Raw genomic sequence first — 24392 nt, forward strand, 5'->3', positions numbered from 1 at the left:
TCGGACGTTTTTATTATGTCGTTTTTTAATCTATCCGTTAATTGTGAACAGCTTCTTTTTCATTTAACCCAAGTGTGCGTCCTGTTGAAGCGTGAAGATCTTGGAACAATCTTGGATTTTCAGTTAGCGAAATGCCATAAGAAGGGATCATTTCTTTTATTTTTTCTTCCCATTCTACCATGCGGCCTGGGAAGCATTTTTCTAATACTTCAAGCATAACGTGAACAGCAGTAGAAGCACCTGGAGAAGCACCAAGTAACGCAGCGATTGATCCGTCAGATGCACTAACAACTTCTGTACCAAACTGCAGTGTTCCTTTACCACCTGCATCAGTATCTTTTATTACTTGCACACGTTGACCAGCAACTACAATATCCCAATCTTCACTTTTTGCGTTCGGAATAAACTCACGTAATTCTTCCATACGTTTTTCATGTGATAGCATAACTTGTTGGATTAAGTATTTTGTTAATCCCATTTCTTTTACACCAGCTGCTAACATCGTTAAGACGTTATTCGGTTTTACAGAACCGATTAAGTCAAGATTTGAACCAGTTTTTAAGAATTTAGGTGAGAATCCAGCGAACGGTCCAAACAGTAAAGCTTTTTTATTGTCTATATATCTCGTATCAAGGTGAGGTACAGACATTGGCGGAGCACCAACTTTAGCTTTTCCGTATACTTTTGCATGATGCTGCTCTACAACTTTTTGGTTTTTGCATACCATAAATAGTCCACTTACTGGGAATCCTCCAATATGTTTTGATTCAGGAATACCAGTTTTCTGAAGTAGAGGTAGACTACCGCCACCGCCGCCGATAAAGACGAATTTTGCAGTATGGTGTTCGATTTTACCACTATTCATATCATGTACTTTCACTTCCCACAAACCGTTCTTCGTACGTTTAATATTTTCAACACTATGTTTGTAGTTTAGCTCGACATTTTTAGTTTTTAAGTAATCAAACAACATGCGCGTTAACGCACCAAAGTTAACATCTGTTCCAGAATCGATTTTCGTTGCAGCCATTGATTCATTAGAGTCACGGCCTTCCATAATAAGTGGAAGCCATTTTTTTAATGTATCAGGAGCGTCAGAAAATTCCATTCCTTGGAATAGAGGATTTTTTGAAAGCGCTTCAAAACGATTTTTTAGAAACTCGACATTTTTTTCTCCCTGCACCAAACTCATATGAGGTAGTGGCATAATAAAATCTTGTGGATTACGAATTAAGTTTTTCTTAACAAGATACGCCCAAAATTGTCTTGAAAGTTGAAATTGCTCATTTACTTTTACAGCTTTACCAATATCTATAGACCCGTCAGATTTTTCGGATGTATAGTTAAGCTCACATAGCGCAGAATGTCCTGTACCAGCATTATTCCATTCGTTAGAACTTTCTTCTCCGGCATTTGCGAGTTTTTCAAATACTTTAATTTCCCATTCAGGTGCCAATTCTTTAAGTAATGATCCTAACGTTGCGCTCATAATTCCAGCGCCAATTAAGATAACGTCTGTTTTTTGCTGCATGTTGCTCATGATAATCTCTCCATCCCCTATATTGGCAAAAAAGAGTAGGTGTTTTTATATCTAAGCCGTAAAAAGAAAACACCACCTAGGCCCCACCTAGGTATTTACCTTTTTTGTCTCAATTATATAACCATCTCATACTCTATTATAATAATTAATAGACTAAAATATCTAGTGTTATCTGATAATTTTAAACTATTTAACGCTTTATTTCGCAGAATTCTTCTGTCATAAGGGTAAAAAGCATTGTAGTAAAGCGGAATTTGGAGAAGAATTCCAGTTTGATGTTATCTCAAAAAAACTTACTAATACATTTATTTTTAAGTTTTTATCTTTGAGAATTTGTAAGAATCTGTTTTTATTACATCTAATTTGAAAAAATAGAGTAAAAAACAAATTAATGGTAAGATTATTCTGAAAATAAAACAGGAGGGATACCAATGCTTACAAAAGAACAAATCGCAAACTTTTTTCGGAATTTTTCTGAGAATGAATGTAAAGGATCAAGTGATTTATACGAGTATTTATCAATAAAAATTTCTGAAGATGAGGAAGTTCTTACGTTAGCTTCCTACGCACAACCTGGTCAACCAATCCCAAACTTATTATTAGGTGCAGTCCATTATTTATTGTTAAAAGGAAAAGAACACAGTTTAAAAAGGTATTATTATAGTTTAGTTGAAGATGCTGATACAAATTTTGAAAATGCCTTTCACCAATTTAAAGATTTTTGCCATGTATATCGTGAAGAAATAATTACTTTATTACAAACGAAACTCGTTCAAACGAATGAAGTAAGACGATGTGCCTATTTGTATCCAAGTTTCTGTTACATATTTAATAAAGTGAACAAACCGTTAGCGTTAATAGAGATTGGTACAAGTTCTGGATTACAACTATTTTGGGACCAATATCGTTATTCATATGGAATGGAAAAAGTGTATGGAAATACACAATCGAATGTTCATTTAACCTCTGAAATAAGAGGGGAGAATATGCCGTATTTGCTAAAGCGAAGTCCACCTGTCGTAGAAAGAATCGGACTAGATTTACATGTGAACGATTTAAGTGATGACGAAGACTATTTATGGTTACGAGCGCTTATTTGGCCAGAACATAAAGAAAGACTGGAACTATTCGATCAAGCAGCAACGCTTGTAAAAGCAAAATCAGTACAATTAATAGAAGGTGACGGGGTAGCACTTCTCCCGGTCATTGCAAATCAAATAAGTGAAGATGCGGTGATTTGTATTTTCCATACACATGTAGCCAATCAAATACCTGACAATATAAAACATGAATTAGAAAGACAAATTAAAAAAATTGGTGCAAAACGTGATGTATTTCACCTATACAACAACATGTGGGATCGGGATCTTCATGTTGATTATTATATTCACGGAAACGAATATTGTGAAACGATTGGGGAAACGGAAGGGCATGGGAAATGGTTTAGTTGGGGGCTTGGGGATAAGCCGCTTTGTTAATGTAATCCTATAGGATGGGGACCTTTTATTTTAAAATTAAAATTTTTTGATTAATATGATAATAATTTATGGTAAGTTGTATATAAGGATAAAATAAAAAGGATGATAAGCATGCAAAAGAGACCAGAAGCAAATGAATATAACCCGTATTATTCAACGTACATAAACTTAATACCAGATGGAGATATCATACATATCCTAGAGCAACAAATGAAGGAAACGAATCTTTTATTGAAGGATATTTCTGATAGTGATGGACATTTTAGATATGCTCCTAATAAATGGAGTATAAAAGAAGTAATCGGTCATATTGCGGATACTGAACGTATTCTGGCGTATCGATTGCTTTCCATAGCAAGAGGCGAGACAGCAGAACTTCCTGGATATAACGATGATATGTATGTTCTTAGAGCAGCTTTTGATAAGCAATCTATGCAAGATCTTCTTGAGAATTTAACAGTTGTTCGCCAATCTACTATGTATTTGCTTAAAAGTTTAGATAAAGAAGCTTGGTTACAAAGGGGAATTGCAAACAATTCTGAAGTCACGGTTCTTGCATTAGCAAACATAATTGCTGGTCATGAGCTTCATCATCGTCAACTTATAAAAGAACGTTATTTGGGTTCTAAGGCATATCCAGCATGTTAAAATATGAAAATAAAAAGAGAATGATTCATAGGGTATTTTTGAATTATTCTCTTTTATTTTTCTGCGTATCAGTGGAGTTATAAATGTTTTTTTACAAGGTTTATTCCTTCTCGTTGATGCTAATAGGGGGCACTATATTTGTAATGTAGTTGGTATGTATGTTAGTAGGAAAACAAGTACAATCTCGTTAAAAGGATAATTTTGTTTACATAATATTATTATGTAAACAAAATTAATGAATATACAACTTGTTAAATAGTTAATTATTTTTGATTTTTCAATGGCTGCATAAGTATGATGTTTGTAGGGGGGCGATCATATGAGTAAACACAAAAAAATCATAGCGATTTCAGGCAGCATTAGGAAAGGATCATCCAATACAAACATATTAAAAACTTTGGCCGCATTTATTCCAGATGGAGTAGATTACACTATATATAAAGGAATAGAGGAACTTCCTCATTTTAATCCGGATGTAGATCGAGTGGGAGCACCGGTTGTTGTTCAAGAGTTTCGAAAGGCATTAAGCGAATCACATGCACTGATTATTTGTACACCGGAGTATGCAAAAGGTATACCAGGAGTTTTGAAAAATGCATTAGAATGGCTTGTGTCTTCAGCGGAACTATATAAAAAACCAGTGGCGATCATAACAGCTTCACCGTCAATTGCGGGAGGGGATAAAGCCCATGAATCTTTGTTACTTACACTAGGCATGTTAGATACAGTTGTCGTTCAAAATGGCTCGTTATTAATCCCGTCTGTACGCACTAAATTTAGTGATGATGCAAAAGTTACAGATGAGGGAACAAAACAAGCTCTAATTTCTTTAATTCATAGTATAGTAGACGAAACAAGGGAATAATGATTTATTTTATATAAAGGCAATACTACTGTTAGTTTAAAGTAGTATTGCCTTTTAATTTTCTTTTGGTTGAAATTTTGTAATAACGATTAGGAAATCATGTCACCTATTTTAAGGTTTAGACAAAATATATATTAATTAAGGCTCGGGCTCGCGTCTTTTTTCGTCTTGGTCAAATAAATAACTAAGCTCAAGATTATTACGAGGAAGATTACGCTTGTTCCCACTGTACCGAGACCAAGACCGCCAGAATCGTGAGGCTGTGATAGATAATCGCCAAAAGAGGCACCGAAAGGACGAGTTAAAATATAAGCGATCCAAAAGGCCAACACTGCATTTAATTTGAAGCGGTAGTAAGCGACGGTTACAGCCCCAATTAATGCGGCAAATATGAACGCTGAAATCCAGTAACCTAAGTTGAGACTCTCTGCTACGAGATCCCCAGCTGCAGTACCTAAGGCGAAGGTGAACAGGATAGCCAACCAGTAGAATGCTTCTCGTTTTGTTGTGTAAATAGAGTGAATGGACAGTGTCTTTTCACTCACATACCAAGCAGTAAAAGTTGCCAGTAGGAAAAGTGTGAAAACGATGGTGGTCGTCTCTAGAGCGACCCCGAAGTTGTCCGTAAGATTGTCGGTAACTAGCGTGCCAACAACACTAATTAGCAAGACAGTGAGCCAGTAAATCCCTGGAACATACTTCTTCAATCTGAACTGGAAGAACAGTGTGATGAACAAGAGAGCACTCATAACAAATGTCGTTTTAGTCAAGCCAAAGTTCAAGTTGGTATTTAAGAAGTCCGCACCTGTTTCGCCCACTGTAGTTGCCATGATTTTGATAATCCAGAAGAAAATCGTGACTTCTGGAACTTTGCTCAGCATCTGCCAACCTCCTGATGAAACAGAAGTGACTTCATCAGGAAGAGGGATATTATTTCTATTCTTATTTTGGTCCGTCTCATAATTTTTCATATATGATTCCTCCTTACTAGTTATTTATGTATAAACAGAGTGTAACTAATAAGAATGAGATTCAGATGAAATTAGGATAAAAAGAACATTAAAAAAAGATGAAAAAAGAAATGAAATACATCCAGCATTGAAAAAGAACGATTCTTTCCATAATATTTATGGAAAGAATCGTTCCTTTTTTGCTAGAAATATAAACTATAAATTTCAGTATCGACTATTAAAAGGGCGGAATACTTTGCGGGAAGTTGAAAATGTGTTGAATTCCTCTCTAGCGGAATTATATTCTGGATTTCCGGGAGTTACGATACGTCCTGTAAGTTCAATATTTTGATTACTCATTTAAGTCTTCTCTCCTTGTCACAAAATAAAATATCTAAAATGTTATTCGTCAGGTGTAAAATCAAATAGAAAAATAGAACTGACTATACGTTATAAGTAAATGAATGAGTGAGGTTGATTATTCCTAGAATGGGATTTTCGGGTCTATCAGGGAATCGAGATAATAAATAAAAGGCAACACTACATGTATCTCAAATGCAGCATTGCCTTAATAAAGTTAAATATATATGCTTAAAATTTCCCCAGGTAATCCATCAATCTCACAAACTACATCTGATGTAAAACCAACGTTTATTAATATTTTTCGAGAGGGGATATTATTTGGATCGATAATTGCCTTTAGTACGTTTACATCTGTCTGCTTCGCTATTTCAATTAATTCTCTTGCAATATAACTACCATATCTTTTTCCCCAGTGTTCTGGCAAAATCATATACCCAATTTCAGCTTCTTTTACATTATCTTCATTCACTGTTACATGTCCAAGGCCGATAAATTCATTTGTTGCACTGTCATAAACTTTATAAGACCCAAACAGTTTATGCTTTTCATTGCGCCTTAACAATTTTTCATAGTCGTTTTGTGCCTTTTCTAGCAGAATAGTACGCTCTGTAATTTGTGCCATCACTCTTTCATTTGATACGAGCTGGAAGTATGGATTAAAATCTATTGCTTCAAATTTTTTGAAATGTAGTTTATGCATCGGATTCCTCCAAACGAATTTTTAATAGTTCTTCAGAAAAGATAATCGACAGTTAAATAGTAATCTCTATTTGATTACCTTCAGGATCACCTACTACACTTTCGTAATAACCATCTCCAGTGAAACGTGGTCCATTTAATAGAGGATAACCTGCTTCTTTTAACGTTTTTGTCAGTGCATTCACACGTTCTTCGCTTCCAACTGAGAATGCCATATGTGCATAGCCAGTTATATTTAGGTTAGGCTCGTTTTCTATGCCTTTCTTACGCATAATTTCAAGGCGCGCTCCAGATTTGAACGTAATAAAATATGATTCAAATTGTTTTGTTTCGTTATGATATAAAGAGTTTGCTTTGCCGTTGAAATACTTTGTATAAAAAGTACGCATTAATTCTAAATCATTTACCCAAATTGCTATATGTTCGATTTTCATTCGTTTCACCAATCCTATCGTTATGTAAATTTAAAGAAATATATTCTGTAGTAATTAGCGAAGGTGAACAACACTAATTTGATGTTTACTTTATTAAGTTTGCAACCATATTGCAAGAAATAAGAATGGACGTTAGGAAAAAGCGGATTGTAATGAAAAAAATTTATTAATGGTATTAGATAATTTTTAAGTCATAACATGCATACAATGTCTAATTAAGTGAATTACGTACGTCAAAATTTCAAATAAGGAGGGACATTTGTGGGGCAATTTGGACAAATGGTGATTGTCGGTATTTCCATGTCTTTTATACTGTCTATTATGATATTAGGGTCTACATATTATAATCCTCGTCTTTGGTTAAATGATTATCCGAAAGATATTCAAAAAGTAGTTTTGCCAAAATCGATAAATGAAAAAAAGCAAACGTTTTATTTCGGAATTATTTACAATATTATTCTCTTCGGAACACCTTTCATTTCTACATGTATACTACATCACCATGTGAAATTATTGTATATTGAGGCTTATTTACATTCTTTGGGGATTGTAATGATTTTTAATTTAGTAGATTTATTAATAATCGATTGGCTTATATTTTGCTGGATTACTCCGAGGTTTGTTGTTATTCCTAGTACAGAGGGGATGAAGGGGTATAAAGACTATATGTTTCACTTAAGAGGAGCAATAGTCGGAACGCCATTTTTAGCAATAATAAGTTTATTTTTGGCAGGAATAGCGACAACTGTTTAGTCTAAAAGGAATGAAAGTAGGTGTAAAGATTAACTATTTGAAAAAGGATATGAGGCCAAATGGAATCCGTAAAGGTTTCTTTTGATTGCTAATAACTTTTTGTGTTAAATATTGTGGGAATCTGATTGTAATTGGTGTAACATGGAATACATTGTATATTGATGAGTTTGCAAATTTGCCTACAAAAAAGAGCACTGTATACAAGTGCTCTTTGTAAGGAGTTTCCTATGAGTGATACATTTTATACGTTAATATATCCCAGTATTATTAGGATCCCTTTATTTAAGAGAGATGAATGAAGAAAAAATTATTTAAACTAAAAACTAGGCACCATAACAGCGCCTAGTTTTTAGCTTAATTTGAAAATGGTTAATTCTATGGCGTTTATACCATCATCACAGGTTGTAATAATATTATCTCCAATATTCGTTAGACTGATTGTCGAATTGGCTGGAACTGACAAAAGTAATTGACCAGCAAGTTGATTACATTGTATGCTCAATGGATTTTCAATTATTATACCAAAACTCCCTTGAGCATTTGGTATTGGATTATTATTTAAGAGTACAGAAATACCAGCCGCGAAAGGAAATGAAGTAATCGAACTCGAATTAATTGAAGCAATGAAAGACACTTGATAAGTACCAGCTTGTGTGATGCCAATTGTAGTAGGGTTTAATAAAGAAACGCCCCCTGCAATTGGACCAGTCTGGTTGAAAGAAAAAAGTCCTCCAATAGGAACTGTAATAAACGTTGATTGCCAAAAATTACCGAAAGCTAATGAAATTGTCCCAGTTGCTCCAGTAGGACCAGTAGGGAATTGAAAGGGTTGTATAGGTGGTAGTGTTGGTCCAATTAAATCTGGATTAAATGCAAGAGAGAGAAAAATGAAATGGACAAGTGATTGTATTTTATAAATTTAACAAAATTTTTATTTTATAGAGTTTAGAATATCTAGGAACTTTGAACATGTGAAAAGGAATTTTGGCTTTTAGATACAATTAGTGCGTACAGTGATTCTTTGTTTGGTAGATTTAAATACAATTCGGTGTAATTGCTATATCAAAAGGTCCTATTCCAACCGTTATAGGTGGATTAATAAATTAGTAAAACTACCATTTGTAACATATGCTAAAAGAATGGAAGTAATCGATAAAATACCACATACAGAAATAAGACTTACTTCATGCTTAAAAACAAAGACTATACTACCATAATATGAAGATCTTCCAGAGGATTTGGCATGCTCAACTTGTTGAAGTATATTGCTACAATTACATAAGATATTGAGGAACGGAAACTTCTTTCAGTAGTTGATTTCCAGTTCGGGGAAATGCACATCTATTATTAAATATGCAAAGATTGCTCTGTCATGAAAACTGAAATACAAAGTACATAAAAAAAATAAGACTGACTCATTCTGTCAGTCTTATTTTTGTATCGTAACATCATTCAGAATCGCATGAAATATATCTTTTTGCGTGAAATCATCTGTAAATACAGTTTCTCTAGCAACTTCAATTGTATCGTGCGAATTATACCATTTCCGTAATGCATCCTCACCAAATTCATGCCGTTTGTCCCTTGTGTTATGGCGTCTAAATGTTTCCTCCAATGATAGATCGAAGTAATATGTAAACGTATTTTCATCAAAATAATGTATTAATTTTTTCAGCATATCACCGTATCTATAACTGTTTAAAATACCTTCTAAAATAACAAATTTACATTTTCCTTTTCCGTACTTCGTAATTTCAAATAGTAAATCATGAGATAAGTTACCCATTGTGTCGTGTACTTTTAGCATATCTCTACGTACGACGTCTTGAGAGACTAGAAGTGTACCTTGGCCAAAATGTTCTTGCAGTTCTTTTGCGATTGTTGTTTTGCCACTTGCGGAGTTTCCTCGAAGAATAATTAATGTTGATTTCAAAGTCTCATCTCCAAATTGTTTTTGTTTTTTGCTTTGCTACATTAAAAATTGTTTTAGTAAGCGTTTCTCGCCAGTTTGTAGAAGTTATTGCTTTCAAAGTGATATGAGACATCGTAAATAACCTCCAGTTTATTGGTGGTTTGATTATAGGAACTCTTTATTTTAAAGATACATTATTTTCTTGAAAAATAAACAGAATTATTGTAAAGTAATGATAATTAAAATTTATATTGTTCAAAAGCTATGAAAGGAATTAGTAACAAGTATCTTTTCTTTTAGAGAGTCGGTGGGTGGTGTAAACCGATAGAAAGCGCTTGTGAATCCGTCCTTGAGCGAAATGTGGAACCCTTCAATGTGAAGTTAGTAATCGTTTCCGGTTAAAAACCGTTAATTTTTTAAGTGGAAAGCTTATATTTTCTATGCTTTCAACTAGGGTGGCAACGCGGGTTAACTCTCGTCCCTTTTATAGGGACGGGAGTTTTTTGTGTTTTTTTAGTGAAGTTCCCTATCTTAAAAGCTTAATGTGAACGAAGAAAATGACATTAGGCACTTATTAAAGGAGAGATAAGACATGTTAGATGTAAAAGTATTACGTGCTAATTTTGAAGAAGTAAAGAAAAAATTGATTAATCGCGGTGGAGAGTTTCTTGAATTGAATACATTTGAAGAATTAGATCAAAATCGTCGTGAACTGTTAGTAGAAGTAGAAGAATTAAAAAGTAAACGTAATGGAGTATCTGAGCGTATTGCGAAGTTAAAGCGTGAAAAACAAGATGCTAATGAACTTATTAGTGAAATGCGTGAAGTAGGAGAAAGTATTAAAACGTTAGATGATGAGTTACGTAATGTAGAAGAGGAATTGAATGCTATATTAATGGCATTACCAAATATACCTAATGAAACAGTTCCTATTGGAGCATCAGAAGATGATAATGTTGAATTACGTAAGTGGGGAGAAATAAACGAATTTTCATTTGAAGCAAAACCACATTGGGAAGTTGCTGAAAAATTAGGGTTATTAGATTTTGAGCGAGCAGCAAAAGTAACAGGAAGCCGCTTCGTATATTACAATGGCTTGGGAGCACGTTTAGAGCGAGCAGTAGCTAACTTTATGCTAGATTTACATGTTGAAGAACATGGATATACGGAAGTGATTCCACCGTTTATCGTAAATAGCGATAGTTTAATAGGAACCGGACAATTCCCGAAATTTAAGGAAGATGTATTTACATTAAAAGACACAGATTACTCTTTAATTCCAACGGCGGAAGTACCATTAGCGAACTATTATCGTGACGAAATATTAAATGGTGCAGAATTACCTATTAATTTTACCGCTCATACGCCATGTTTCCGTTCTAAAGCTGGTAGTGCAGGACGTGACACGAGAGGGCTTATTCGCCAGCACCAATTTAGCAAAGTTGAAATGGTTAAATATACTAAGCCAGAAGAATCATACGATGAGTTAGAAAAATTAACTACGAATGCCGAAAGAGTACTACAATTGTTACGATTACCTTATCGAGTTATCGTATTATGTACAGCTGATATAGCATTTCCAGCTGCGAAAACATATGACATTGAAGTTTGGTTACCAAGTTATGGGGGATATCGTGAAATATCTTCTTGCTCAAACTGTGAAGATTTCCAAGCGCGTCGTGCAAGCATACGTTTCCGTCGTACACCAGGTGCAAAACCAGAATTTGTGCACACATTAAATGGTTCTGGGTTAGCTATAGGGCGTACAGTAGCAGCTATTTTAGAGAACTACCAACAAGAAGACGGCTCAGTTATAATCCCAGAAGTATTGCGTCCATACATGGGGGGAGTAGAGGTAATTAAATAAGAAAGATGTTGATGTAAAATAAAGTTTAACAGTTTATAAAATACTAGTAACGAGGTGCTACATGTTATTTCAAAACAATAATTTATCGGTTAGATATGTAATAGAAGAAGATGCACCTATCATCTCTAAATGGTTAACAGACCCAGAAGTCCTACAGTTTTACGAAGGAAGAGATAATCCGCAATCTGTAGAAGAGGTACTTGCTCATTTTATACATAATCCAAACAGTAATGAAAAAAGATGCTTAGTAGGATTTGATGAAATGCCGATCGGTTACATTCAAATGTATCCAGTTGATTTTGAATGGAAAGCGTTATATGGATATGAAGAATCACAAAATGTATGGGGAATGGACCAATTTATCGGTGAACCACTCTTTTGGGGAAAGGGAATTGGAACAAAACTCGTTCAAGCAGCAATTACATACATTATGAAAGAAGTGGGTGCAGAAGCAATTGCAATGGACCCTAAAGTAAATAACGAACGTGCGATAAAGTGTTATGAAAAATGCGGATTTAAAAAAGTGAAGATTTTAAAGGAACATGAACTGCATGAGGGGAAATTAGAAGATTGTTGGATGATGGAATATAAACAATTATAATGATTTATGAAAGGGCTTATACAAACAAAGGGAGCTGTGTGAGATGAAAAAAGCATTAATAGTTATTGATGTGCAAGCGGGTATGTATACAGCGGGAATGCCAGTATATAATGGGGAAAGGTTTTTACAAACATTACAAGAACTTATTGGGGCATGTCGTTCAAATGATATTCCAGTTATTTATGTACAACATAACGGGCCGAAAGATCATCCTTTGGAAAAAGGGACAGATGGTTGGAAAGTGCATGCGGCAATCGCACCACAAGAGGGTGATAGTATCGTTGAAAAGACGACACCAGATTCATTCTATAAGACAAACTTAAACGAAGTGTTACAAGAAAAAGGAATTGAGCACGTAATAATTTCAGGAATGCAAACAGAGTACTGTGTGGACACGACAACGCGCAGAGCATGTAGTGAAGGGTACAAAGTAACGTTAGTGAGTGATGCGCATAGTACGTTTGATACTGATGTATTACGTGCTGAAGATATTGTGAAGCATCATAACGCAGTGTTTGGAGCATTTGCGGATGTTGTTGCATTTAAAGATTTGAAAGTGGAATCGTAAGTGGGAAAGTGGCTGTCTCTAAAAGAGTGGCCGCTTTTTTTATTTGAAAACAAGTTGTCGAAGTGAGTCGATAAATCGATTTCAAATAAAAAAATGCCGGAAAAGTTCGATTTACGGTCGATATAGAGTGAGGGAATCACTTGCTACGTGTTGATTAATCCAAATACATAAAGCGACCAAATCTCGAGCAACGTACTTACTTTTACGTTTTACGAAACCCGTCTCCTGCGCGAGCTGTTGAAGGATGTTTGGAGATAGAAATCACTGTAGTTTTTCAGCGAATAAATGAAACTCATCTTGAATCGATAAAGTCATACAAAACACCATCCTTTCTGTATATTTCAAAAAAAATAGCATCTTTTTTGATTATATGGATACAAATTAATCTTAGCTTGATAGCGATGTGGTGCTATCCCTCGAAGAAAAAATTCACTATCACAATCCGTATAATTAGTGTTTTGCACTTCTCTACTAAATACACATCTACAAATTAGACATTCCCCTGTTCCTATACTTTATTATGACTCCTTAGGAAGTTTTCTCTGTTTTAAATACCCAGTGTAGAAGAGCTGGTTGATAATTTGGTATCATCCACTCAAAAATTTTGCCGATAAAATGGGCGGCAATTAGTGTACCGATTCTAATTGAGCCTAATGATTGAATGAAAATTACACATATTGTACCAGCCACACAAATATTTATTAAATCGCTTGAAATTTTTGCTTTACCGAATTTTAAATTAAATTTTTCACTAATTGCATAAGTTAACGCATCGTACGGCATTAATGGGAGTTTCGCTGGTGTATAGCCCATATAAAAAGCTCACTTCTCATATAAAAATAGATGAGGAGTGATTTTTAGTATATTTTTATCTGTTGGTGTATATCTGTTGTTTTTATTCTTTTTGGATTTCAAATGAAATTTCTTTAGCTGCTTCTAAAGCTATTTTTTTCGCTTCTGTTTTAAAATTGGCTGCTGCTAAAACGTATCCACATCGATGTCCCATTGATGAAGGTGGTTTTAAGATAGTTCCTTTTTTAGGTTTTATATAAACTTTCTCTACACCAGGATATTTAGAACTACGGTTTTTCCCAGTAACACGAATTAGTTTTCCTTTAGATTTAACTGTTAGGTAATGAGCGTACACATATTTATAATGTTTTTTATTTAGTGAAGTTTTATTTCCTAACATTAACTGAATAGTCTCTCGCACTAAGTTGATTCCATGTCCAATTTCAATTATGTCATTCATTGCTCCACCTGATATTCTGGGATTTATCTCAATTAATTTCCAAACATCTTTTATTCTCCGGAGTTCTAGATGACACGCTCCATTTTTCATATTAAAAGCCTGAATTACAGAGTTAACTGCATTGCAAAGACTATTGTATAGTCTTTTGTCTACCTGTCCTAGTAAAGAATAACCAGTAACAATAAAGCGTTCAAAAAGTGTAATTTCTTGTTCAATTACTGCTATAATATGGACTTTTCCATCTTGAACTAAAACTTCAACTAAGTACTGAGGTCCATCTATATATTCTTCAAGTAGAATTTCTTCATTAGGTAGTTTTTTTAAAAGACTTTGTATAGATAAGATTAATTGATCTTTATTTTTTACTAATAATACATCTTTGGATCCTGTTGATTTAGGGGATTTTACAATAAGAGGGAAATTCATCTCTTTAGTTTTTTCAAGAAAAGATGATAATGATTCTGTTGGTTTGTAAATTAAATATTTGAGTGAGATTGGTAATTCTTTAAGTACATTACGAGTTAATATTTTGTTTTCCATACGATAGATAGCTTTAGTAGATACAGTATGTGAGTTTGAGCAAAATTTTTCTGATAAACGTGCAGCCACATAAACATAAGGGTCAATAAAACTAAATATCCCTTTTATGTTTTTTCCTGATTTATTTAATTTTTCAATTGTTGTAATTATATTATCATAATCATTTATATCAGTGAAAATCATCTGATGTACATCAGGGAATATAGTGCGTTCATTAATAAATTTTGTTTTTTTAGTTAATAAAACAGTAAAGAAATTAAGTTTTTCAGCTGCTTTGATTGCTTCCCTACTTGATCCAGATTTATTTGTTTCAATGAAAACGATAGTATCCATTTTATGCCACCCTAACCTTAATTATTTTATAAACCCTTAGATTTATTATTTCTATAGGTAGAATATTAAAATGAGGTTAAGCTTGTTCTGGATTTTTCGAAAAATGGTTGAATGAGGAAGAACATGAATATATATATAATGAATTTGATATTTGTTTTGAAAAACATCTTTAGAAAGAAGGGAAGAAGAACTAACATGACTATAATTGGAATGCTTCATCATCGGAAAGATCCGAATGACGTAAAGAAAGCATATACTTATGCTGCTGTAGCTAAAGCTGAAGGTGTGGAATTTTTTTATTTTACTTTAGGGAAAGTAAATATAGAAACGAAGAAGATTTTAGGTAAAACTTATGAAAATGGTAATTGGATTGAACAAGAATTTTCTTTTCCAGATGTTATTTACAATGCAAGTGTTCATGTTAGTGATAAAAATCAGCAAATCTATGATTATCTACATGAAAAAGTTCCTTTTACAAGTCATTCAATTGGAAATAAATTAAGTGTATATAACAGAATAAATAGAGCAAAAAAATTTAAGCAATATCTTATTCCTTTTTATGAATTAAATGATGTTAATAAGTTTTTTGATATGATTAATCGTTATGAAAAACTTATTATTAAACCTATTTCTGGACATCAAGGTAGTGGTATTGTTTTCATTGAAAAAAATGGGATGAATTACAGTATGAATGAGTCAGAACAAATTTCATCTATTAGGAAGTATTGTATCAAATATGGCTAAGGGTGGTTATAGTACTTATTTAGATGTTTTTTTAAAAGCCGAGTTTGATAACGATTGGTATAATATTAAAAGGTATTTAGAACGATTTGCAGTAACTTTTTCTAACCATTTTAATTCTTTATTTAGGGATGTATTATTTGATGAGTTAGGAATTGATGTAGGGATTGATAAAGATCAAAAATTGTGGTTATTTGAGGTGAATTGGAGACCAGGGGTACCTAATATATTTAATCTTGAACTAGATGTAGCTAGAAATATAATTCACTATGCTAGATATTTGGCTGATAAATCTAAATAAGAAAAGAAAATAGAAAAATATAATCAAACCTAGAAACCTTTATATACCAATGTTTCTACTAATCTCTCTTTCTATATCCCCTATAAGGCTTTTCTCCATGCATTCCAAAATTCGGCGGATGCTGGACTGTCGCCAAGCCGACTTACCTAATACGAGAAAAATACCGGAACCCGGTAATACACCCTTCATTGTGGGTGGGGGCACATATTTATAAAAAAATACGCTTGTCCAATCCATTATCATTCTCCAGTCATTTAATATTACAAAGGGGGGAGAATATGGAAAACAATGAAAAAATCACGTTTCGATTTGTAAAAAAAGATGGAGAAGAAATTAATTTGGGAAATCTGGCTGATAAACGAAAAATTGTCATTGTCATTAATAATCAGATTACATTTGCACCGAATACAACACAAATTGCCAGTGGAGCCGGACAAAATAGTGCAGCAGGAAGTAATGCAGCAATCGATTCATCGAATACCCGACAGCAAGGAACGGTGGGCGCTGGAGGCGAAGCTATAAATAAAGGAATTAGTGGGGACCAGATTGAGCCGCATAAAAAGAAAAAAGAAACTTCGGATGAAGAGGAAGAATTTGTAATTATCATCAATAATCAAATTAATAAAACCCGTAAGGAACAGGCTGGTGCTACTCAAGTGGCAAGTGGTGGTGGAGAAGACAGTGCAGCGGGAACCAACGCTGCCATCGAAAGTTCTAATACCAAACAGCAACATGCAGTGGGAGGCGGAACGGATAGTTCGGCAGAAAATGCAGGTGAAGAAGGTGACCAAATAGAAAAATGCGATTAAAGAAAAGGGCAGAATCTGGATCTTCGGATACAGATTCTGCCCTTTTCTTTAATTAGTTATTACAGTTAAGATGGTTTACTCTCGATAAACACTGTTTTTTACTTTTTTAGAAGGGGTAGCACACATGCCATGCTCATCAACATTAGCGTTTTATTACACCAAAAAACAAAAAATGTACAATTCCTCTTGGAGATGTCAATTTATTCGTTTTGGGGTATTTGCTTTTTTTAGCTTGATGGCGATGGAGCTCCTTCATCAAAACATTACTTCTTTTTATCTTTATCCAACACATTCTGTTCTTCAGCAAACTCCGTACCATATGCAAATCGGCGATTAATACGAATATTATCGTTGTTATGACGAGTACGTGAATGAGAAAAGCGATGGACGATTACTTCTGATAATGTAAAGACCATGGCAGAAAGGATACTGCCCCATGCGATTTGCATGTAGTTGTCTAATAAAATATTTCCGAAAATCCAAACGCTTAAATACGTAAGTAAGAAATCCGTCATAATGGCAGCAGAATCGCCAATTCGATTTAAAATGATTTTATCAACAAACATATAAGAAACGATTGTAACAAAAAGACTAAAAGAAATAATTTGGACGAACGTAGCGGGGAAAAATAAAGCGAGTCCAATACTAAAAGCGATAATACATGATATAAATTTGATTACTATTACAGTAAAATCATTCAATATTTACACCTCCGATTTATACATAGTTTTGCAATAAATTCAGGAGTTCATACATTGTTACGGATTTATTTAGATAAAACTTTTTCATGTTTGAAATTTTATCTAAATATTATAAAAATAACAAAAAAATGTTATAGTAAAATGAGAGTAGATGACATTTTTAGGTAAGGGGGAATCCGGAATGTGGATTACTTCAGAAGTAGAAATTCCTGATGAGTTAATTGATCATCTTGAACAAGGGAAGTTAGTGCTATTCGTTGGAGCGGGAGTGTCTATGAAAGGGAAATCAAACTTACCGAATTTCGATGATTTAGTTGATGAAATTTCGAAAGCTTTATATGTCGAAAAACGTGAGATGACAGAACCACACGATTATTATCTTGGTAAAATTGCGAAAACGAAAGATGTACACCAAGTTGCAAGAGATCTTGTTAATATAGAAAAATCAAAACCGAATCCATTACATTATGCCATTCCAAGGTTGTTCCCGTTAGATACGGATGTTCGCATTGTAACGACAAACTTTGATCAACATTTTACGTATGCAATTAAGGAAATGAATAGAGAGCTAAATATTTATTATGCACCTGCATTACCGACAGGGAGAGCGTTTAAAGGCTTAGCTTACATACATGGGAATATAGAGCAGGAGAAAGAAGCTTTAATTTTAACAGATGGTGATTTTGGAAGGGCTTACTTAACGGAAGGATGGGCGAGACGATTTTTAGTTGATTTATTCTCGAATTACACCGTTTTATTCGTTGGGTATAGTCATAATGACCCAGTAATGAAATATTTAGCAACAGGTTTACCACCGAGTACAAGGCGTTATGCTTTCGTCGCACAAGGTGATAATACATACCATTGGGAACATTTAGGGATAAGACCTATTGTGTATCCGAATAAAACAAATAATCACCAGTCACTTGTGAAAGCGGTGAAACGATGGGCGGAATTAATGGGTGATAATTATATTACGAAAAGAATGCGTATTCGTGATATTGTAACTGTTCCTCCCTCAGTAGAGCAGGAGCAATTATCCTATATAAAACAGTCAATAAAAAAAATAGAAACAGTTCGGTACTTTGTTGAATTTGCTCGTGATTACGAATGGGTGGAATGGCTTGAAGCAGAAGGTAAACTAAGAAATTTATTTCTACTTACAGCAAATTATGATGAAGTTGATGAATTACTTGCGGAATGGTTAGTGGAGCAATTTCTATTTAGTCATCAAAAAGAACTGTTTCAATTGATTTTTAAAAATTATTCTAAAATATCCCCGTTATTATGGCGAACAATTTGCACTTACTTAAACGAAACGAAAGAAATGATGGATCCTTTGTTGTTTGCAAGATGGACATTGCTTTTATTAGAAACGGCAGAGAAAGATAGTAGCTCAATTGAAATGATCTCATATTTATTGCAAAAATGTTCTTTCCCTGAACATAAAGAAATTGGATTGTTGTTGTTAACATTTATTTTGGATGGGAAACTTAAACTGAAGCGTGTAAGAAGATGGGGAAATGATACGCAAGAGTCGATAGAACTCGAAGAATCGAGTCGTTTGCCAGTGCCTATTTTTTCTCATGTGGAGCGAGTTTGGAAAGAGAAAATGAGACCACATATTGCGTACTATGCAAATCCGATTATGGTTATGGGATTAGAAAAGATACAACTATTATCATTAAGACAACATGCGCTAAAAAAAAGAGATAGAGAAATTTTGGTGCAGGAGTTACAACAAAATGACTTCACATTTTTAATTCAAATTGTAAAAGAGTGTCTTACATATTTATGTGAAAACAATGAGAATAAAGCAAATTATTATATTACAGAAATGATAGAAACGGAAAGTGTACTTCAAAAGCAAATTGCGATTGAAGCAATGATTAAAAATGTATTCGTTACAGCGGATGACAAACTGAAATGGTTGTTACATGCAGATGTTCTTTTAGATTTCACATGTAAACATGAGGTTTTTCAACTTTTAAAGAGTTATTATGTAGATGCTTTAAAAGAAACGAAAGAAGAAGTAGTTCAATATGTATTAGAGTACCTTGCGGAAGAGAGGGCGTTTGATGCGTGTCTCATCTTAGACTTATTATTTACATGCGATTCAAATAGTCAATGCACGATAGATGGATATAAATTAATGAAACAGAAACACCCTCATTTTTCTTCTAATCGATACAGTATTCCAAAGAAAGAGTCAAATGAACAACGTATTACATGCAATGTAACAGCGGATGGATTACTGCAGCTGAAAGACGATGAAATAATGGAGCAAGTGTGGCAATTTTCACAAGATGGTGTTTTTGAACAACGTCATTTTTTAGAGATGCTATCAAAAGCGTGTAAATTGAATGTAGAGTGGAGTATTTCGTTTGCGTACCAACTAGTAGGCGTACACGAAATAAGTAATGAAGTATGGTTTGTTTGTATTAGAGAGTGGCGAAATAATAGGGATTTGACGAATGAGCAAATTCAAAAGATGATACCGTTATTACAGAAATTTGTTAGAAACACCGCGTTTCATTGGTTAATTAGTAGTTTTCTATATGAAATTAGTAATCGATTAGAAGAGTTAGATGTAAATAGTATACGAGTTGTAAAGCGCTTTGCTTTTTCAGTATTTCCACAAGTTATGAGAGGGGAAACAGATTTTAAGATTGGAAAACAAGAGTTTTACAATGAATCTATACAGCATCCTGTTGGAAAGATGACAGCTGTATTACTAAAACTTTTAGCATATGATCATTTATACGATCGTAATGTGTATGAATATTTATTTTTATTTGAGGAACAGGTAAGGGTTACTTCGGATAGAACGAAATATATGTTTGCTCGTTTAACAGCAGATATTACGTTTTTATATCATATTGAGAAACAATGGTGTCGAAAATATCTTTTACCGTACTTAGATTTAAAGAAAGAAAGTGAGCTTACGAAATATGCGTGGGCAGGATTATGTTATACGCAAATTAATGTACCTTTATTTACAGAGATAAAGAAATATATTAAGTATGCGGTAGAGCATATAGATGTACTTCATCCCCATACGAGAGAAGCGTTTTTAAAATGGCTTAGCTTTGTATTTATTAAATGCGTATTATATTGGGAGCAAAAAACAGATTGGTTATATCCATTTTTTATGCAAGAAAATGAAGAGAATAAAATTAAATTTATGCAGTATTTATGCTATTACGTAAAAACGTTAAGTGGCAAGGAACAACAAAAATTTTGGACAGCTTGGCTTAGTGGTTTTTTAAGGGAGCGTCCGAAAATAGGTGTAATAACAACGAGAGAACATGTCATGTTCTTACGCATTATTTTATGTATGGATGAGGTTTTAGAAAAGGGACTAAATATTATTTCGAGTAAATTTCAGGGTGTGGAAGGGCAATGTAATCAAAAAGAAATGAAACAGTTATTTATAGAGATACTTGAAAAGAACGAGAGTATGAAAGCGTATAAAGGATTGTTTGCAGATGTGTTTTTTACTTTACTTCAGACGTGCCAAGAAGCAGATTTACTTGAAAATGAAATCATACAAATAAAAGAATTATTAATCCAGTATGGAGTAGAAAAACATGTGTTAAATTTAATAGAAAATGAGATAATTCGCATCGGAATTGTAATGGGGAATTTACAAGAGGAATTATAGGGCGAAAACGGAAATTTAAAAAATAAATAAAAAGTTGTTGACAGTGTTTTGAAAAGCGTTCTATAATACGAATCATACTTATTCAATTTCAAACACATTTGAATAAACAAAGTGCAATGAAGAGATCACAGTAGTGGTTAGTCTTACTGTAACAGAGAGCTGGTGGGTGGTGTGAACCAGTACAGGGATAATCATGAATTACAGTCTTGGAGCATCTTTTTCGTAGTAAAGATACGATTGTCTTTATGAAGAAAGAGCGGTCAATTGATCGTTAACAGTGAAGAGAGGTAGACGGAAAGTTAGTCTACAACTAGGGTGGTACCGCGATAAATATCGTCCCTACTGATTTATTCAGTAGGGACTTTTTGTATTTTGACGGTCCAACTTGAAAATATAATAAACATGCGTTGAAAGGAAAAGAAGTAGTTGTTGTTTCCCTGTAACAGAGAGCTGGTGGGTGGTGCGAACCAGTACAAAAACAAGAGCGAATTACAGTCCTGGAGCATCTTTTTCGTAGTAAAGATATGTATCTTTATGAAGGGAAAGACGGTCACATTGATCGTTAACAATGAAGAGAGGTAGACGAAATAAGTCTACAACTAGGGTGGTACCGCGATAAATATCGTCCCTACTGATTCAATCAGTAGGGCTTTTTTGTACAAAAAAGTGCCTTATTAACTAGTAGTTAGTGTCTTTATGGTAATTATTAGTTTAAAATAAGAAGAGGTATCGATTCCACTTTAAATTTGTATAATTAACCAGTTCAGAAAATAGAGAATTTTTTATTCTCTTACTATACTTTTAAAACATTAGAGGAGGATTTCCAAATGGCAAATCACGAATTAGATCAATTACGTAAACAGGTAGATGAAATTAACTTACAACTATTACACTTATTAAACAAACGCGGTGAAATCGTTCAAAAAATCGGGGAGCAAAAACAAGTACAAGGTACGAAACGTTTTGATCCAGTACGTGAGCGTGAAGTACTAGATATGATCGCAGAGCATAACGAAGGACCATTCGAAACGTCAACAGTTCAACATATTTTCAAAACGATTTTCAAAGCAAGCTTAGAATTACAAGAAGATGATAACCGTAAAGCGTTACTAGTATCACGTAAAAAGAAAAAAGAAAATACAATCGTTAATGTGAAAGGCGAATTGATTGGAAACGGAACACAAACGTTCATTATGGGACCTTGTGCGGTAGAAAGCTTAGAGCAAGTTCGCCAAGTAGGGCAAGCAATGAAAGACCAAGGTTTAAAATTAATGCGCGGTGGTGCTTTCAAACCAAGAACATCTCCATACGATTTCCAAGGTTTAGGAGTAGAAGGTTTACAAATTTTACGCCAAGTAGCAGATGAGTTCGACTTAGCGATTATTAGTGAAATTTTAAATCCGAACGATGTGGAAATGGCAATAGAATACGTTGATGTAATTCAAGTTGGCGCACGTAACATGCAAAACTTCGATTTACTACGAGCTGTAGGTAAAGTTAACAAGCCAGTATTACTAAAACGTGGGTTAGCAGCAACAATTGATGAGTTCATTAATGCAGCGGAATACATTATTGCGCAAGGTAACGACCAAATTATTTTATGTGAGCGTGGTATTCGCACATACGAAAGAGCGACACGTAACACATTAGATATTTCAGCAGTTCCGATTTTAAAGAAAGAAACACATTTACCAGTTATTGTAGACGTAACACATTCAACTGGACGTAGAGATCTATTATTACCAACAGCGAAAGCGGCACTTGCAATTGGAGCGGATGCAGTAATGGCTGAAGTACATCCAGACCCAGCAGTTGCATTATCAGATTCTGCACAACAAATGGATATTCCAGAATTCCATAGATTCATGGATGAGTTAAAAGGTTTCAAAAATAAATTATCTTAATTCCATATCATATATGCGCTGAAGAGGAAACAGTAGTGCTTATCTCACTGTTAAAGAGAGCTGATGGCCGGTGTGAATCAGTACAAAGGTAAGCATGAATTACAGCCTTGGAGCATCTTTCTCGCCAACTTTTGGAGGGAAAGACGGTCAAACGATCGTTAAAGAAGAAGAGAGGTAGACGAAAGTTGTCTACAACTAGGGTGGTACCGCGATAAACATCGTCCCTACTGAGCGCTCAGTAGGGACTTTTTTGTACAAAAAAATAGTAAAGGGGCAAGAGAAATGAGATACATTACAGCTGGAGAATCACATGGGCCGCAGTTAACAGTTATTTTAGAAGGTGTACCAGCAGGTTTAACACTTACGGCGGAACATATTAATAAAGAGTTATTAAGAAGACAAAAAGGGCATGGCCGCGGGAGACGCATGCAAATTGAAACAGATACAGTTGAAATTGTAAGTGGTGTACGTCATGGAATGACACTTGGCTCGCCGATTACGTTAATCGTAAAAAATGATGATTTCAAACATTGGACGAAAGTAATGGGTGCAGACCCGATCTCGGAGCAAGAAAGTAAAGAAATGAAACGTACAATTACAAAACCACGTCCAGGACATGCGGATTTAAACGGAGCGATAAAATATGGTCATCGTGATATAAGAAACGTATTAGAGCGCTCATCTGCAAGAGAAACGACAGTTCGTGTAGCTGCTGGTGCAGTTGCGAAACAAATTTTGAAAGAATTAGGCGTGGAAATTGCAGGGCATGTTCTTGAAATTGGTGGGGTGCAAGCGAAGCGTATTTCAAACTTACCAATTGAAGAAATTCAAACGATAACTGAAAATTCACCAGTTCGATGTTTAGATAAAGAAGTAGAACAAGAGATGATGGATGCGATCGATAATGCGAAAAGTAGTGGAGATTCAATCGGTGGTATTGTCGAAGTCATTGCAGAAGGTATGCCAATTGGTGTTGGTAGCTACGTTCATTACGACCGCAAATTAGATGCAAAACTTACCGGTGCTATTATGAGCGTGAATGCGTTTAAAGGTGCTGAGATTGGAATTGGTTTTGAAGCGGCAAGACAGCCGGGAAGTAAAGTGCACGATGAAATTATGTGGGATGAAGAAAATGGATACACAAGAAAAACAAATAACGCCGGCGGTTTAGAAGGCGGTATGACAACAGGAATGCCAATTGTCGTAAGAGGCGTAATGAAGCCAATTCCTACATTATATAAACCGTTAGCAAGCGTTGATATTGATACGAAAGAAGCATTCCAAGCGAGTATTGAAAGATCTGATAGTTGCGCAGTGCCGGCAGCAGGTGTTGTCGCTGAATCTGTTGTAGCATGGGAACTTGCAGATGCACTAGTCGAACAATTCGGAAAAGATCGCATGGAACTATTAAAGCAAAATATTACGCAACATAACAAATACGCAAAAGAATTTTAATAAAAGGGTGGGTT

Annotated in this window: 19 protein-coding genes, 4 pseudogenes and 4 other annotated features; of the genes and pseudogenes, 12 read left to right on the plus strand and 11 right to left on the minus strand. The window is 34.4% G+C overall.

The window, feature by feature from the left end:
• Positions 1-37: 37 nt before the first annotated feature.
• Positions 38-1540 carry a malate:quinone oxidoreductase gene (locus JDS80_RS18390; protein ID WP_199639580.1) on the minus strand — a complete coding sequence of 501 codons (1503 nt, stop codon included), beginning with the start codon at positions 1538-1540 and terminating at the stop codon, positions 38-40.
• Positions 1541-1971: 431 nt separating this feature from the next.
• Between JDS80_RS18390 and JDS80_RS18395 the strand changes: the two genes are divergently transcribed.
• From JDS80_RS18395 to JDS80_RS18405, 3 genes are all read left to right on the plus strand, one after another.
• Entirely contained in the window at positions 1972-3018 is a 1047-nt protein-coding gene (locus tag JDS80_RS18395) for a DUF2332 domain-containing protein (protein WP_199639582.1), read from the plus strand.
• 111 nt (positions 3019-3129) lie between these two features.
• Positions 3130-3666, plus strand: a complete 537-nt coding sequence (locus JDS80_RS18400) for a DinB family protein (protein WP_199639584.1) — start codon at positions 3130-3132, stop codon at positions 3664-3666.
• 319 nt (positions 3667-3985) lie between these two features.
• The gene (locus tag JDS80_RS18405) at positions 3986-4531 is read left to right on the plus strand and encodes an NADPH-dependent FMN reductase (protein WP_071746334.1); all 546 of its coding nucleotides are present in this window, start codon (positions 3986-3988) and stop codon (positions 4529-4531) included.
• A gap of 134 nt (positions 4532-4665) precedes the next feature.
• On the opposite strand, the gene JDS80_RS18410 is transcribed toward JDS80_RS18405, so the two are convergent.
• From JDS80_RS18410 to JDS80_RS18420, 4 genes and pseudogenes are all read right to left on the minus strand, one after another.
• Complete coding sequence (locus JDS80_RS18410) at positions 4666-5502, minus strand: COG4705 family protein (RefSeq protein WP_199639586.1); 837 nt, start codon at positions 5500-5502, stop codon at positions 4666-4668.
• A gap of 249 nt (positions 5503-5751) precedes the next feature.
• Positions 5752-5841, minus strand: a pseudogene (locus JDS80_RS31515) (BBE domain-containing protein); the annotation flags it as partial.
• A gap of 217 nt (positions 5842-6058) precedes the next feature.
• Positions 6059-6544 carry a GNAT family N-acetyltransferase gene (locus JDS80_RS18415; protein WP_199639588.1) on the minus strand — a complete coding sequence of 162 codons (486 nt, stop codon included), beginning with the start codon at positions 6542-6544 and terminating at the stop codon, positions 6059-6061.
• A gap of 52 nt (positions 6545-6596) precedes the next feature.
• Entirely contained in the window at positions 6597-6977 is a 381-nt protein-coding gene (locus JDS80_RS18420) for a VOC family protein (RefSeq protein WP_199639590.1), read from the minus strand.
• Positions 6978-7238: 261 nt separating this feature from the next.
• On the opposite strand from JDS80_RS18420, the gene JDS80_RS18425 reads away from it, so the two are divergent.
• The gene (locus tag JDS80_RS18425; RefSeq protein WP_199639592.1) at positions 7239-7730 is read left to right on the plus strand and encodes a nitroreductase; all 492 of its coding nucleotides are present in this window, start codon (positions 7239-7241) and stop codon (positions 7728-7730) included.
• Between the two features lie 349 nt (positions 7731-8079).
• On the opposite strand, the gene JDS80_RS31950 is transcribed toward JDS80_RS18425, so the two are convergent.
• The gene (locus JDS80_RS31950; RefSeq protein WP_346011386.1) at positions 8080-8619 is read right to left on the minus strand and encodes an exosporium leader peptide-containing protein; all 540 of its coding nucleotides are present in this window, start codon (positions 8617-8619) and stop codon (positions 8080-8082) included.
• A gap of 540 nt (positions 8620-9159) precedes the next feature.
• Positions 9160-9663 carry a kinase gene (locus tag JDS80_RS18435; protein WP_199639594.1) on the minus strand — a complete coding sequence of 168 codons (504 nt, stop codon included), beginning with the start codon at positions 9661-9663 and terminating at the stop codon, positions 9160-9162.
• 234 nt (positions 9664-9897) lie between these two features.
• Positions 9898-10128, plus strand: a binding site (T-box leader).
• A gap of 106 nt (positions 10129-10234) precedes the next feature.
• On the opposite strand from JDS80_RS18435, the gene serS reads away from it, so the two are divergent.
• The 3 genes from serS to JDS80_RS18450 all read left to right on the plus strand — a co-directional run bounded on the left by serS (position 10235) and on the right by JDS80_RS18450 (position 12678).
• Positions 10235-11509 carry a serine--tRNA ligase gene (gene serS / locus JDS80_RS18440; RefSeq protein WP_199639596.1) on the plus strand — a complete coding sequence of 425 codons (1275 nt, stop codon included), beginning with the start codon at positions 10235-10237 and terminating at the stop codon, positions 11507-11509.
• Between the two features lie 61 nt (positions 11510-11570).
• On the plus strand, positions 11571-12110 hold the full coding sequence (locus JDS80_RS18445; RefSeq protein ID WP_199639598.1) for a GNAT family N-acetyltransferase: 540 nt from the start codon (positions 11571-11573) through the stop codon (positions 12108-12110).
• 43 nt (positions 12111-12153) lie between these two features.
• Positions 12154-12678: a cysteine hydrolase family protein gene (locus JDS80_RS18450; RefSeq protein WP_071772864.1), complete on the plus strand. Its 525-nt coding sequence runs from the start codon at positions 12154-12156 to the stop codon at positions 12676-12678.
• Between the two features lie 126 nt (positions 12679-12804).
• Here JDS80_RS18450 and JDS80_RS18455 read toward each other — a convergent pair.
• The 3 genes and pseudogenes from JDS80_RS18455 to JDS80_RS18465 all read right to left on the minus strand — a co-directional run.
• Positions 12805-12993, minus strand: a pseudogene (locus tag JDS80_RS18455) (IS4 family transposase); the annotation flags it as partial.
• A 213-nt stretch (positions 12994-13206) separates the two neighbouring features.
• Positions 13207-13491 (minus strand): annotated as a pseudogene (locus JDS80_RS18460) (DUF6198 family protein); the annotation flags it as partial.
• An 82-nt stretch (positions 13492-13573) separates the two neighbouring features.
• On the minus strand, positions 13574-14803 hold the full coding sequence (locus tag JDS80_RS18465) for an ATP-grasp domain-containing protein (protein ID WP_199639600.1): 1230 nt from the start codon (positions 14801-14803) through the stop codon (positions 13574-13576).
• Positions 14804-14926: 123 nt separating this feature from the next.
• Here JDS80_RS18465 and JDS80_RS18470 point away from each other — a divergent pair.
• A pseudogene (locus JDS80_RS18470) lies at positions 14927-15845 on the plus strand (YheC/YheD family protein).
• Positions 15846-16123: 278 nt separating this feature from the next.
• A complete protein-coding gene (locus tag JDS80_RS18475) occupies positions 16124-16654 on the plus strand; it encodes a hypothetical protein (protein WP_071746321.1) in 531 nt (176 codons plus the stop codon).
• A gap of 263 nt (positions 16655-16917) precedes the next feature.
• Here the strand turns inward: JDS80_RS18475 and JDS80_RS18480 are convergent, their stop codons facing one another.
• Positions 16918-17355 (minus strand): YndM family protein, encoded by a 438-nt coding sequence (locus tag JDS80_RS18480; RefSeq protein ID WP_199639602.1) that lies wholly within the window; start codon positions 17353-17355, stop codon positions 16918-16920.
• A gap of 151 nt (positions 17356-17506) precedes the next feature.
• On the opposite strand from JDS80_RS18480, the gene JDS80_RS18485 reads away from it, so the two are divergent.
• From JDS80_RS18485 to aroC, 3 genes are all read left to right on the plus strand, one after another.
• Positions 17507-21019, plus strand: coding sequence for a DUF4020 domain-containing protein (locus JDS80_RS18485; RefSeq protein ID WP_199639604.1), 3513 nt, complete (start codon positions 17507-17509; stop codon positions 21017-21019).
• A 107-nt stretch (positions 21020-21126) separates the two neighbouring features.
• Positions 21127-21363 (plus strand) — a binding site (T-box leader).
• Positions 21364-21417: 54 nt separating this feature from the next.
• Positions 21418-21652, plus strand: a binding site (T-box leader).
• 194 nt (positions 21653-21846) lie between these two features.
• Positions 21847-22923, plus strand: a complete 1077-nt coding sequence (locus tag JDS80_RS18490) for a bifunctional 3-deoxy-7-phosphoheptulonate synthase/chorismate mutase (RefSeq protein WP_199639606.1) — start codon at positions 21847-21849, stop codon at positions 22921-22923.
• A gap of 9 nt (positions 22924-22932) precedes the next feature.
• Positions 22933-23152: a binding site (T-box leader), on the plus strand.
• Positions 23153-23205: 53 nt separating this feature from the next.
• Positions 23206-24378, plus strand: a complete 1173-nt coding sequence (gene aroC / locus JDS80_RS18495) for a chorismate synthase (protein ID WP_199639608.1) — start codon at positions 23206-23208, stop codon at positions 24376-24378.
• Positions 24379-24392 lie beyond the last annotated feature (14 nt).

The sequence above is a fragment of the Bacillus cereus group sp. N8 genome (genome assembly GCF_016483685.1).
Taxonomy (GTDB): domain Bacteria; phylum Bacillota; class Bacilli; order Bacillales; family Bacillaceae_G; genus Bacillus_A; species Bacillus_A proteolyticus.

Bases quoted from the DNA above. Each gene is read 5' to 3' on its own strand.
- JDS80_RS18390 (WP_199639580.1), bottom strand. From the start codon at position 1,540: ATGAGCAACATGCAGCAAAAAACAGACGTTATCTTAATTGGCGCTGGA.
- JDS80_RS18395 (WP_199639582.1), top strand. From the start codon at position 1,972: ATGCTTACAAAAGAACAAATCGCAAACTTTTTTCGGAATTTTTCTGAG.
- JDS80_RS18400 (WP_199639584.1), top strand. From the start codon at position 3,130: ATGCAAAAGAGACCAGAAGCAAATGAATATAACCCGTATTATTCAACG.
- JDS80_RS18405 (WP_071746334.1), top strand. From the start codon at position 3,986: ATGAGTAAACACAAAAAAATCATAGCGATTTCAGGCAGCATTAGGAAA.
- JDS80_RS18410 (WP_199639586.1), bottom strand. From the start codon at position 5,502: ATGAAAAATTATGAGACGGACCAAAATAAGAATAGAAATAATATCCCT.
- JDS80_RS18415 (WP_199639588.1), bottom strand. From the start codon at position 6,544: ATGCATAAACTACATTTCAAAAAATTTGAAGCAATAGATTTTAATCCA.
- JDS80_RS18420 (WP_199639590.1), bottom strand. From the start codon at position 6,977: ATGAAAATCGAACATATAGCAATTTGGGTAAATGATTTAGAATTAATG.
- serS (WP_199639596.1), top strand. From the start codon at position 10,235: ATGTTAGATGTAAAAGTATTACGTGCTAATTTTGAAGAAGTAAAGAAA.
- JDS80_RS18445 (WP_199639598.1), top strand. From the start codon at position 11,571: ATGTTATTTCAAAACAATAATTTATCGGTTAGATATGTAATAGAAGAA.
- JDS80_RS18450 (WP_071772864.1), top strand. From the start codon at position 12,154: ATGAAAAAAGCATTAATAGTTATTGATGTGCAAGCGGGTATGTATACA.
- JDS80_RS18465 (WP_199639600.1), bottom strand. From the start codon at position 14,803: ATGGATACTATCGTTTTCATTGAAACAAATAAATCTGGATCAAGTAGG.
- JDS80_RS18475 (WP_071746321.1), top strand. From the start codon at position 16,124: ATGGAAAACAATGAAAAAATCACGTTTCGATTTGTAAAAAAAGATGGA.
- JDS80_RS18485 (WP_199639604.1), top strand. From the start codon at position 17,507: ATGACATTTTTAGGTAAGGGGGAATCCGGAATGTGGATTACTTCAGAA.
- JDS80_RS18490 (WP_199639606.1), top strand. From the start codon at position 21,847: ATGGCAAATCACGAATTAGATCAATTACGTAAACAGGTAGATGAAATT.
- aroC (WP_199639608.1), top strand. From the start codon at position 23,206: ATGAGATACATTACAGCTGGAGAATCACATGGGCCGCAGTTAACAGTT.